Origin of the sequence: Puia sp., from assembly GCF_036500295.1 — a bacterium.
Lineage (GTDB): Bacteria > Bacteroidota > Bacteroidia > Chitinophagales > Chitinophagaceae > Puia.
On the sequence record NZ_DASYCH010000094.1, the window covers coordinates 86,139 to 97,560 of the forward strand.

At 55.6% G+C, this 11,422-nt stretch carries 10 protein-coding genes; 4 read left to right on the plus strand and 6 right to left on the minus strand.

Annotation, left to right across the window (positions count from 1 at the left end):
- Positions 1–3: 3 nt before the first annotated feature.
- Complete coding sequence (locus VGM48_RS18845) at positions 4–1,620, minus strand: hypothetical protein (protein ID WP_331581976.1); 1,617 nt, start codon at positions 1,618–1,620, stop codon at positions 4–6.
- A gap of 149 nt (positions 1,621–1,769) precedes the next feature.
- On the opposite strand from VGM48_RS18845, the gene VGM48_RS18850 reads away from it, so the two are divergent.
- Complete coding sequence (locus VGM48_RS18850) at positions 1,770–2,456, plus strand: hypothetical protein (protein ID WP_331581977.1); 687 nt, start codon at positions 1,770–1,772, stop codon at positions 2,454–2,456.
- 30 nt (positions 2,457–2,486) lie between these two features.
- Here the strand turns inward: VGM48_RS18850 and VGM48_RS18855 are convergent, their stop codons facing one another.
- Positions 2,487–3,560 (minus strand): alpha/beta fold hydrolase, encoded by a 1,074-nt coding sequence (locus tag VGM48_RS18855; RefSeq protein WP_331581978.1) that lies wholly within the window; start codon positions 3,558–3,560, stop codon positions 2,487–2,489.
- Positions 3,561–3,660: 100 nt separating this feature from the next.
- Complete coding sequence (locus VGM48_RS18860) at positions 3,661–5,070, minus strand: amidohydrolase family protein (protein WP_331581979.1); 1,410 nt, start codon at positions 5,068–5,070, stop codon at positions 3,661–3,663.
- 123 nt (positions 5,071–5,193) lie between these two features.
- On the opposite strand from VGM48_RS18860, the gene VGM48_RS18865 reads away from it, so the two are divergent.
- The gene (locus tag VGM48_RS18865; RefSeq protein ID WP_331581980.1) at positions 5,194–5,607 is read left to right on the plus strand and encodes a nuclear transport factor 2 family protein; all 414 of its coding nucleotides are present in this window, start codon (positions 5,194–5,196) and stop codon (positions 5,605–5,607) included.
- Positions 5,608–5,692: 85 nt separating this feature from the next.
- On the plus strand, positions 5,693–6,220 hold the full coding sequence (locus VGM48_RS18870) for a hypothetical protein (RefSeq protein ID WP_331581981.1): 528 nt from the start codon (positions 5,693–5,695) through the stop codon (positions 6,218–6,220).
- A gap of 29 nt (positions 6,221–6,249) precedes the next feature.
- Here the strand turns inward: VGM48_RS18870 and VGM48_RS18875 are convergent, their stop codons facing one another.
- Positions 6,250–9,102, minus strand: coding sequence for a TonB-dependent receptor (locus tag VGM48_RS18875; protein ID WP_331581982.1), 2,853 nt, complete (start codon positions 9,100–9,102; stop codon positions 6,250–6,252).
- Between the two features lie 220 nt (positions 9,103–9,322).
- On the opposite strand from VGM48_RS18875, the gene VGM48_RS18880 reads away from it, so the two are divergent.
- A complete protein-coding gene (locus tag VGM48_RS18880; RefSeq protein ID WP_331581983.1) occupies positions 9,323–9,958 on the plus strand; it encodes a DUF4412 domain-containing protein in 636 nt (211 codons plus the stop codon).
- 65 nt (positions 9,959–10,023) lie between these two features.
- On the opposite strand, the gene VGM48_RS18885 is transcribed toward VGM48_RS18880, so the two are convergent.
- Complete coding sequence (locus VGM48_RS18885; RefSeq protein ID WP_331581984.1) at positions 10,024–10,407, minus strand: DUF3037 domain-containing protein; 384 nt, start codon at positions 10,405–10,407, stop codon at positions 10,024–10,026.
- On the minus strand, positions 10,385–11,203 hold the full coding sequence (locus VGM48_RS18890; RefSeq protein ID WP_331581985.1) for a HipA family kinase: 819 nt from the start codon (positions 11,201–11,203) through the stop codon (positions 10,385–10,387). Before VGM48_RS18890 ends, VGM48_RS18885 begins: the two co-directional genes overlap by 23 nt.
- Positions 11,204–11,422: the final 219 nt, after the last annotated feature.

The window sequence follows — 11,422 nt, forward strand, 5'->3', positions numbered from 1 at the left end:
GATCTATTTCATTCCTACCGATTCTTTGATCCCGGTGAACAGGGTCTTCCAGATAAGATTGAAGAACGACTTGTTCAGGATACGCTGAAAATCAACTTCTTTCATAGCCGGCTTGCCCGACTTGCTGGAATTCTTAACCACCAGGTTAGCGAGAAAGCTGGCAAGGTCCTTTTTATCGAATCCGGCGTCGCCCTCGTCTTTTTTTAATAGCGAGACCTTGATGTCCTCGTAGGATAAAGTGACCTGACCGTAGCCGGCGGAATCGGTGCCGCGAATGGCGAATCGCAGATGGTTTATCTTCCCTCGTTCCAGCCTCGTCAACGCCATCGGCTCGGTCAGTGGATTAAGGGATGGGGCGTCGAGGCTGCCGATGTCGCCTTCGATGGTAAACCTGCCCTTTGGGTCCTTCAGAAGCAGGTCGAGCCTTGCGTTGATCGGAGCCTTGTTCAGGAATCGGGCATGAAAGTCCACAATGCAGCGATGATCGTTTTTCACATCTTCCCGTCTGTTGGTGACATTTTGAATGCTGGCCCGCGCGTCATGGAATTGAACCCTGCCGCTGCGGTTACTCTTGCCGTTCTTTTCTTTGTATTCGATGAAGGAGTGGGCGAAGATGATCTTACCGATGGAAAGCGGGAAGGGCACATGCATCAATAGCTGTTGTGGATATTTTCCGACCTTGCTGGTAGTGTCGGGTGGGCGCGAGATATCCCGGTATATCCGGAACGCACTTTCGCCGATGACGAGGCTATCGGCCCGGATGCCCTTTTGCCATAATGCCTTTCGGTCGATATGGTGGAGCACGATGTCTTTCAGTGAAAAATCATATCTGTCCTTTTGGATCGGAAAAGAGGCGGCAAAAGCCGTCTCCGAAAGCCGGGGCCTGATCTTTACCTGTGCCACGCGTAGGGTGTTGTCCGTGCTGGTAAACCGAAGACTATCTGTTCCGATCGTATATTTTTTGTTGCCGGAGGGCAGATCGAGCTCTTTACAGGTAAGCGTCAGCCCGCGGGAGAAAAGAAGGGTAGTGCTGTCCTTTAGGGCGCTGCTGTCGATGAAAAAATGCGCCAGCAACAGCGATACATTATTTCCGCGAAAATAGTTTTCGCTGCTGTCCAGGCTTCCGACGACGATCGATGCATCCTTTATCTCTACGCTGTCGATGGCTATTTTCAGCAACCGGCCCAGCAATTGTTTCGTCAGGTCCGGCGTAGGGTTGTAGACGGCGGAGTCCTTTTTGAAGTGTTGGACCATGATCCTGATCCGTGCACGGGTCACTTCCACCTTTCCCCCTTCCAGCTCTTTGGTGAGAAGGGCCTTTGGCGTCTTGACCCGGGCGATATCGAGGGCATCGACCTGTATTCGCAGGAGTAGCGGCGGGTCCTTGTTTTCCCTGACCATTTGTTGATAAACCGCGGTGTCGGGTTCGATATCGATATTCTTTACATGGAGCATGCCGGCGACCTCGTCGAACGCCAGCTGATCGTAATGTAGAATATAAAGGCCCTTCGTCTTTTCGGCCACGACCTGGGCTAATTTCCGCTGAACGAAATAGTATTTGTACACCTGCCAGCCAACGACAAGCAGCACGAGGACGGCCAGCCCGGACAGCAGGAGCAATCTGGTTCTTTTTCGGATGGGCATATAGGAATAGGGGTAAATATTGTGCCACTGCGGAATTGAGCAATATTTGCCACAGTCCTATTCTGCATGGCATTGTCAGGGAATTCACCTACATTAGCGTACCACCTGACCAATACCAATAGAATATGAAACCCCTTTTAACAACCTTGCTTTGCCTGGTCATGCTCATGACCGCAATGGCGCAGCCTGCTCACTCCACAGCCACCAACTTTCCCGTGATCCCTTCCACACACGACTTTATCATGGATTGCATGAAATCCACCGGCGAGGTCCCTCACAAGGAAATGTCTCTCTGGATCCCGGCCCGTTTCTGGGAGATCGTCGGCCAGCAGATGAAGATCGCTCCCGATCAGGTCAACTCCATCGTTCGGGAAATGTCTCCCTATATGATGTTTTGTGTAGTGGACTATACGATGGAAGGTTCCCGGATGACCTTCAAATCCGCCGAAGACATCCGGCCCACACTAAAACTCGTCGACTCCTCGAAGCATGTCTATCTGCCGCTTGCCGACAAGGACATCTCGCCCCTTGCGCTGAAGATGGTCAATCAGTTCCAACCCATCATGGCCAAACTCCTCGGGCAGTTTGGTGACGGCATGCATGTATTCCTCTTCGATGGCACCGCGGGCAACGGCAAACCCGCCTTCGACGTCGACAAACCCAACCGCTTCCTGCTTACCTGGGATGGCGCCACCGCAAAATGGGCCCTCCCGCTGACCTCCGTCCTGCCGCCCAAATACTGCCCCGTCGACAACGAACCCATGCAAGGCAACTGGAACTACTGCCCCATCCACGGCGCAAAACTGCAATAGCCGCCCACTCCTCCGCAAGTCGTGCCCCCATTATTTTAAAAAGCTTCCGATCGTCTCATTCAGAAATTTCGCATCCGCCGGGTTACTCGCGGCACCCGCCGTATGCCCCCACAGGGAAGGAATCGGCTTGAACACCACCGTTGACATAAACCCCGCCTCATAACGGGCATCTTCTAGCGGAAAATAAAGGTCAGTCTCCGACGGCATGTACAAAAAAGGAACTCGTACCGACTTCAATGCCTTCACCACATCCCCTCCAAACCCCGGCGTCCCGCCCACATCATGTCTCTCCCACGTCCGGCATTGCAGGATCAGATCATTCGCATCCGCCCCCGGGATAAAATGATGAAACCGCGCCATCACCATCTCAAAGGTCGTTCCCGCCGGCGCCGTCGTCTTCCACAACTCTTTCCGCCACCACTCCTGCGAATACAACCATCCGGCCCACACCATCCCAAACGTCTCCAAACCCTTTTCCGGCTCCGCCGTATAATCACCACCGGCGAATGCCGGGTCGTTGGTGATCGCCGTGATCTGCCCCTCCAGTCTTACCCAGCCATGCGGCCAGCACTTCGCCGTGCCCGACGTCGCCACGATCTTATCCGCGAAATCGGGATAGCTCACCGCCCACTGAAAAGCCTGCTCCGCACCCATGCTGAACCCGATAATGGCTTTCAGGTGCCGTATCCCGAGGCCCCGCACCAGCAAGTCTTCCACAGCGTTCACATTGTCGCGGATCGTCATCACCGGAAACCGCGGCCCATGGAAAGGCTCCGGCGTATTGCTCGGCGAAGACGAATGGCCATTGCCGAAAAGTTCGGTGGCCACCAGGAACAGCTTCGTCGTGTCCAGCGCCTTACCCGGGCCGATCAGCCATTCATATCCCCGATGGGTCGCCATATAATGCGAAGGTAGCAACACCGCATTGTCGTGCGCCGCGTTCAGCCGTCCATAGGTGCCGTATACGACCATCGCCTTCGGCAGCACCACGCCGCTCTCCGTTCGGAAATTCCCGATCACATAGGTATGTACGTCCGCAACGTCTTTCGTCTGCGCAAACACCGCCGCCGGCGCTGCCAGCAGCCACAAAAAAAACAATCTCATATGTAGGAAAATTTATTCGCCGTCTCTCCCCCCGCCGTCGCAGCCTCATCGCGTGCCCCGCCGTCGCAGCCTCATCGCGTGCCCCGTCGTCGCAGCCCCGCTAATTCAGCCCTACGCGCCCTTTTACGCTCGCCAGGATCTTTTGCGTATCGAACCCGACCCCGCCCTTGAACACCACCGCCATCTTGCGAATCGTCTTCACATCCGCGCCAAGATCTCCGTCGATCAGCACGAGATCCGCCCGCTTCCCCGCGGCGACGGTCCCGATCTCTTTGTCCCGGCCCAGGTAACGGGCGCCATTAAGCGTACAGACCTGTATCGCCTGCGGGATCGAAAACCCGCCTTCCACCAGCAACTCGATCTCGCGCCAGTCCGAATATCCCGCGATCGTCCGGCCGGCGCCTGTCGGATCCGTGCCCGCGACAAGCAGACCGCCGCCGTCGAAAAACTGTTTCTCCCACGCCTGCTCCCGCCGGAAAAGGTCGGCCGACAGCGAATCATGTCCCTGCGCCCGGTCCCAACCCGCTTTCACCCTGTCGTACACGACGGGCAGCACCGCGTCGCCGCCGCCGCCGAGGATGACTTCATGTCCCGTGTACGGCTCGAATACCGGCAAGGTGGAGGTCACCGCCACTTTCTTCCGGATCAGCAACCCGATCAGCTCCTTCATCTTCGGGCTGTTCACCGGCAGCTGCTGCAACGCCTGGTGGGCTTTCGGATAGTCAAAGGAATCGGCCACGCGACCCTCGTCAAAATCGGAGGAGGCCATGAATCCGTGTTCAAGGTCGTCGATGCCGATCTCCGCGGCTTCGCGATAGGTCACCGTACAAAGATGCCCGGTCACCTTCATGCCGCGCTGGTGCGCCTCGCGTACCGTGGCCATCATATCGCCCCGCGTGATGTGCATATACATTTTGATGGAAGTGCAGCCTTTGTCCGCCCAGTGCGCCACTTCCCGCGCGGCCTGCGCCGAATCCCGGATCATATTGATGGAGGGAATATCAAAACCCGGCCGCTCGATATACGGCGCCGTGATGTCCATGTCCGGGCCGATCATCTTCCCCTCGCCGATCATCCGGCGCAGCGCCAGATCCGTCTGCGGCTCGATGCTGCCCCCCGTGCGCGATGTCGTCACCCCGCCCGCCAGGTACATCCGCGGAAACGACCCCGGCATCTCCGCCACATTAAAAAATCCGTCGATCGGTATGGTGTAGTAAAGGTGTTCGTGCAGCATCACCAGCCCCGGGATCACCGTCTTCCCGCTCCCCGCGATCATCGTCGCCCCCGCCGGCACACGCACGTTCGCCGCCGCGCCCACCGCGCTGATCCGTCCCCCCTCCATCACGATCGTCTGATGCCCCCTCGGCGCCGCCCCCGTCCCGTCGATCACCGTCACATCCGTGATCGCGATCGTCCCGCCGGGATAATCGATATACTTTTGTACATCCGCCGTAAAATGTTGTGCAAACGCCGTCACCGGCAACAGGCAAAGAAGAAGATATCGCCGCATAGCAGTATTCTTGGTTCATCTAAAGATAATTAATCTATGATCAATCGGGCGTTCCCGCCGTCGCTAACAAAAATCATAGCGCCGGCGGTCAACAATACCTCTGGCTTTAATGTTTATCCTCGTATGGAACAACGCCCACCCTTCCCGCCGTTCACACTCGAAACGGCCCTCGAAAAAGTACAGAAAGCCGAAGATGCCTGGAATAGCCGCGACCCCGAAAAGGTCTGTCTGGCCTATACCGTGGATACCGAATGGCGCAACCGAACCGAGTTTATCAATGGCCGGGAGGAAGTAAAAGCCTTCCTTCGCAGGAAATGGGCCACCGAACTCGACTACCGGTTAAAGAAAGAACTCTGGGGCTTTCGCGAGAACCGCATGGCCGTCCGCTTCGAATACGAATGGCATGATCAGGCCGGCCAGTGGTACCGCAGTTATGGTAACGAAATGTGGGAATTCGATGAGCACGGACTCATGCGCAGACGCTTCGCCAGCATCAACGACCTTCCCATCGCCGAAAAAGACCGGAAACTGGTATAAAAAAGGCATTAAAATGGGCGGAGCACCCATAAAAAACGCCCCCCGGCGACGGGGAATCCGTAACTTTAATACACAACCCGGCGATATGCGGACACTCCTGGCGATATTGATCTCGATTACCTTCCTTGGCGCAAGCCTTGGTACAAGCGCCCAGACGCACCTGCCGATCGGCACCTGGGGGTTGGGCTCTCCGCAATGGCAGACCCTGCCCCTGAATACCCAGCCGGGCAACCTCAACTTCGGCAAGAAATGGCAACTGCGGCCCTATGCCGGTCTCTCCGCGGGATATATCTTTCTCAACGGCGGCATCTCCTACCTGTCCGCACCACTCGGCCTCACCCTGTACCGTCCCCTGACAAACAATGTCACCGCCTTTGCCGGCGTCTCCGCAACACCCCTGATCTTTAGTGTCAACAGCCTCTATGGCATGCCACGCTTCAATCCCGCCAACAACTTTTCCAACGGCTATGGCCTCGGCATCAATGCCGCGGTAGGCGGCGGCCTCATCTACACAAATGACGCGCATACCTTCTCCATCTCCGGCAGCGTCTGGATGGAAAGAGGCAGCTATCCCGTTTACCCCACGCGAACCACCGACAACACAAAGCGCTGATCGCACCCCCCCCGCACCCCCCCGCACCTCTATCCCCCTCCCCCTCTGCGCCCTCCGCCAAACCCACCACCTCCGCCGCCACCCCGGAACCTTCCGCCCTGCGGCATCATCCCCGGCCCGCGCCGCTGCCGGTTCTGCCCGAAATTGTTCAGGTTATACGTAAACGTCAGCATCACATACCTCGTCAGCGTCGTCGTCCGGCTATCGCTCACCTGGTTCAACGAAACCTGCTTACTCACCATCGTATTCTGATTCAACACATCAAACACCGTCAGTCGCAACTCTCCCTGCTTCTTGGCAAATAACTGCTTGGCAATCGACGGGCTCAACAACGGGATACTCGCATTATACCCCGGAGTATGGTTATCGGTATACGTATAGGTAAAATCCGCCGCCGCCAGCCAGCCGCTGTTCGTATAAGCCGTAAACTCGGCATTCACCACCTCCGAGAAATAATCGAAATCCGATTTCGGCCGCAGCGAGTTGCGCGCGATGGTATAGTTCAACGCCGAACTCAGGTTCATATCGAAGTTCTTCTTGATATTCGTTGTCCATGACACCGTCTCCGACAACGCCGTATTCCGTGCATAGTCGTGCTGGAAACTACCCGGCACCCGCGTCGAATCCACCAGCGTCTGACTCTGGGAATAATTGATATTGGAGATCAGGTTCAAATTCGATTTGGGCCGCTTCAGCGAGAACCCATAATCAAAATACCCCGCCACACTCCAGGTCCCGTTGAGGTTCACGTAGGTTGTCGTCTGCCCGCCCTTGTCGTTCGGCACGATCTCGCTTTGAATATCATTCACCGTCGTACTCGCATTGATGGTGGCAAAGACGACATTCTGCGTCGACGGATTGTAGGAGGAATACAACATCCGCATGCTGTGTGTGAACTGCGGCTTGAGCGCGGGATTCCCCACCGTATAGTTGATATCGTCGTTGGTCGTGGTAAGGGGTTGCAACTGACTGGCCGTCGGCGTCCCCGTCCGTCCCGTGTAGTAAAAGCGCAATCGCTGCCGGTTGGTGAAGGAATAGGTGAAGTTCACGGTCGGGGTGAAATTGACAAAATTGTGTGACACCTCGATGCCCTTCGTCGTATTCCTGCTGTCGAAGTTCATGAATTGCAGCCCGCTACCGATATTCACATTCAGCTTCGCATACTGCAGCCGGTAACTTAAGCTAAACCGGTCGCTATTGCTTTCAAACCGGTAGGAATTGCTGAACAGGCTGTCAAACGCCGTATACCCCTTCGCGGTGGCATTGTAATCATACGTGTTGTTGATCGTCCGGCTCCGGTTATAGGTGTGGCTATAGTTGAGTTCGATGATCGAATGCTTCGACAAAGGCTCGGTATAGGAGAGGGTAGGGGAGAGGTTCACCGAATGCAGCGAGTCGTTATAATACTGTTTCAGGTTCTGAAAGGAATCCAGCTTGTAAAAATTATTCGCAGAATTATAGTAGCCGCTCCCGTCATTGACATTCACCGTTCCGGTCACGTCCAGGGAGATGGTCCGGTACGGTTTCTTGAACTTATGCCGCAACGTCAGATTTGACCCATTGATATTGAACCCGTCATTGCTGCTGTTCGAATTTCCCACGCTGCTGCTTACCTTCCGCCCGTCCTGATCCACCGTCGACGCGTCGCTGCTGCTGTTCGGACTCGTATGCTGCCAGGTGAAATTCGGCCGGAAGACAAGCGAGTTGCCGCTGTCACTCTTATTCTCGAAGTTGAAATTGATCCGCTGGTTGGTGCTGCGGGAAATAGCCGGGCTCGTCCGGCTGGTGATATTGGACGTGTCATCGGCATTGGTGAAAAACTTCTGCGTCAGACTGGACGTATTCGTCGACACATGCATGAAATTGTAAAAATAACTCCCATACCCATCAAACTTCCCCCAGGTGTCTCTATAGTTAAGTCCACCTGCCCAAACCGTCGTAATCCCTGCCGCACTGGGATTGGCCGCAGCCGACGGTCCGCCCCCGCTACCCCGCCTGCTCCCGCTCCCCCCTAACACGTCCTGAACCGTAAAATTTTGCTTATTGATATCATTCCCCTCCTCCAGCAACGACACCTGTCGTTCGTTGTCGAAATGATGCACCGCCACACTCTCATTATACGTTTGATCCGAACCCGCTCCCGCGATCGCCCGCCCGAAGTATCCCTGGCGCCGGTCCCTCCGGGTCACGATATTGATCGTCTTGATCCGGGTGCCGTCGTCAAAACCCGAGAATTTACTCTGATCGTCGAGGTCATCGAAGATCTGGTACTTCTCGATGATCTCCGGCGGAATATTGCGGGTCGCCAGTTTCGGATCGTTCCCAAAAAACCGTTTGCCGTTCACCAGCACCCGCTGCACCTTTTCACCCTGCGCCGTGATATTCCCGCTCGCATCCACCTGCACTCCGGGTAGTTTCTTCAGTTGGTCTTCCGCCACGGCATTGGGCTTGGTGGCAAAGCTCTCCGCATTGTATTCGATCGAATCCCCTTTTATCTGCATCGGCGGCCGCTGGATCACCACCTCCGCCAGGATATCCGGTGCCCGCTGCATCAGCACCGTCCCGAAGTCCAGGTTCGCGTTCGCCGCGGTGAGCACAAGATCCTTGCGGATATGCCGGTAGCCTTGAAAGGTAATGATCACGTGATACGGACCCGGATCAAGTCCTTTAAAGGAGAACACCCCTCGTTTATCCGTGATCGCAAACTGTGCATCGGAGGTGTCCCGCTCCGGCGCAATACTCACTGTCGCATCGCTCATCGGCGATTTGCCGGCCGTATCCGCAACAATACCGCGAACCGTTCCCCGAACCCTGACCTGAGAATATCCGGGAAAGGCATAAGCGAAAAAAAGAAGCGCCATCAAAAAAATTGGCTTGCCCATAAGCTGGAGGATTGCCCCATCGGACACGGCCACATGGCCGTTATCTCCGGGGCCGGATTGACTACGAAGGTAAACGTAAGTTTAACCCCGGGCAGCCATTTCAGGCGAATAGCGACTCTTTATCGGTGGATGGACGAAACTCCTTAACTTGCCGGACCGGGCGGGGCCCGGTCGTGCGCAAAGCGCACAGACATTAAATAATATAGGGGCAAACAAATATATGAAAAAGCTAACCATTCTGGCCTTGATCACAAGCATCGCTACAGCAACTTTCGCGCAATTCGAGGGAGTACTCACCTATGACTGTACCATCAAGAATAAGACCCTCACCACGCTCTATGAAGCCAAATCCAGGGTCCTGGTGGAAGCAAAGATCTACCCGATGAAGGCGGGCATCGCCAACATCAAGGATGCAAAGGAACAGGATCCCATCTTATTTGATTTTGAAAAGAAAAAAGCCACCCGCGTCGGCGCCAGACATCACGAAGTGGTCACCTCCGACCTCGTCCCCGTGACAAACGATCACAACGATAGAGCAAAGGAAGAAGATATCGCCGTCACCCTCGTCGGCCCCGAAAAGATCGACGCCTGGAGCTGCCAGCACTTCACGATAAAAATAAGGAACACCGATGTCGATCTCTGGATCACAAAAGACCTCGGCGCGTCCTCTGTCATCATCCTCTCCCAATTCGATTATTATCCCGCCGGGTCGATCCTCTATGATAAATTGAAAGCCGCCGGCGGCGACGGCATCGTGGTCCGGTCAAAACAGGGCGACGTCATCGTCAACCTCACCAGCGCCCAGGTAAAGACCGTTCCTCCGTCTTATTTCGAGATCCCCGGCCTCAAGCCCTAAGCCGGATTCCTCTTTAGCTTCCAAAAATCGTCATAGCCCGCGTCAATGGCATCCTCGCCTCCCGGCTATAATACCATCGTTTGATAAAGCCGCTGCAGCTCCCCTTCCATATCCCCGCAAAACCCCGGATGCACTTTCGAAGCCTGGATGATCGTACTCCTCGTCGCCGTCAGCCAGCGAAACCGCGAAGCCTTGTCCAGTTGACCAATCGGCCCCCCGGCCTTCGAACCGGCGACAATCTCCTCAAACCCCTTCAAATGCGCCAGCACCTCGGCAATATCCAGCTTGGGGTCCAGGGCCCGCAGCCGGTCTTCATCCACCGCATACCGCATCCCCAGCCACCGCAACGCGTGGCAATAGACGATCACCCCTACATTGAGGAACTCCTCCCGGTCCACCCGCGGCATGACCCGGATGATGGCATACTCAAACAATTGCTTTTCTTGCATGCAGGGCTTCGTTTATAAATGTAGCGGAATGCTGTAAACGTCTTATCAAAAACTCGCTGTACACCCGCCGGACTTCCTCCGGCGACTCCGTCCAGGTCCCCGTCGTCGTCCCCGTCGTCCGCGTCGTCAACCACGCATCCGGCACCATTCCCACCACTTGCCTGATCAGCTCGGGCGTCAGCACCGCGCGAAAATCGGCATCCACTTCCTCCAATCGCGAGGCCATCGGCAACAACACATGATCTTTCACCGGTGCAAACGGCCGAACGGCCATCTCCTCCCATCCATCCCAGCTGTGATGAAAATATAACGCCGCACCATGGTCGATCAGCCATAGCTCTTTGTTCCAGACCAGCATATTCGTATTGCGCACCGTCCGGTCCACATTCGTCAGCAGCGCATCCAGCCAGACGATCCGCGAAGCCGTCAGCGAATCCACCTGGTTGACCACCGGATCGAAGGTGATCGACCCCTGCAGATAATGCAGCCCCAGGTTCAACCCCACGCTGGCCTTCAGCAGATCCTGTATCTCCTCATCCGGCTCACTCCGGCCAAAGGCCGCGTCCAGCGACGCAAACACGATCTCCGGCACCCGCAATCCCAGTAGCCGCGCTATCTCCCCGCCGATCAGCTCCGCGATCAGCGACTTCACTCCCTGCCCCGCGCCGCGAAACTTCAGCACATAAAGAAACCCGTCATCACCCTCCGCGATAGCCGGCAGCGAACCGCCTTCCCGCAACGGGGTGACATACCGTGTGACGGCCACCTGCCTCAATTCCTGCATAACCTTGCTCATAACGAAGCGGCAAGATAAGCGCTTTTTTCGTCAAAAAAGGCTGTCAACGCCACACAATGGCCTTAATAGGTTGGAGAAAAAACGTTAAACTATTTGTCGTAATGAAATGACATAATCTCAAAATGGACAACCTTACCCTTGTCTTGCGGTAAACAAAACAAATAGCTAAAAGAGCTTTCGCCCCTTTTCCCGTCGTCTTTTACATAATACGGATGCTTT

Excerpts from the sequence above, each read along its gene's own strand:
- VGM48_RS18850 (WP_331581977.1), top strand. The coding sequence starts at position 1,770 with ATGAAACCCCTTTTAACAACCTTGCTTTGCCTGGTCATGCTCATGACC.
- VGM48_RS18855 (WP_331581978.1), bottom strand. The coding sequence starts at position 3,560 with ATGAGATTGTTTTTTTTGTGGCTGCTGGCAGCGCCGGCGGCGGTGTTT.
- VGM48_RS18860 (WP_331581979.1), bottom strand. The coding sequence starts at position 5,070 with ATGCGGCGATATCTTCTTCTTTGCCTGTTGCCGGTGACGGCGTTTGCA.
- VGM48_RS18865 (WP_331581980.1), top strand. The coding sequence starts at position 5,194 with ATGGAACAACGCCCACCCTTCCCGCCGTTCACACTCGAAACGGCCCTC.
- VGM48_RS18870 (WP_331581981.1), top strand. The coding sequence starts at position 5,693 with ATGCGGACACTCCTGGCGATATTGATCTCGATTACCTTCCTTGGCGCA.
- VGM48_RS18875 (WP_331581982.1), bottom strand. The coding sequence starts at position 9,102 with ATGGGCAAGCCAATTTTTTTGATGGCGCTTCTTTTTTTCGCTTATGCC.
- VGM48_RS18880 (WP_331581983.1), top strand. The coding sequence starts at position 9,323 with ATGAAAAAGCTAACCATTCTGGCCTTGATCACAAGCATCGCTACAGCA.
- VGM48_RS18885 (WP_331581984.1), bottom strand. The coding sequence starts at position 10,407 with ATGCAAGAAAAGCAATTGTTTGAGTATGCCATCATCCGGGTCATGCCG.
- VGM48_RS18890 (WP_331581985.1), bottom strand. The coding sequence starts at position 11,203 with ATGAGCAAGGTTATGCAGGAATTGAGGCAGGTGGCCGTCACACGGTAT.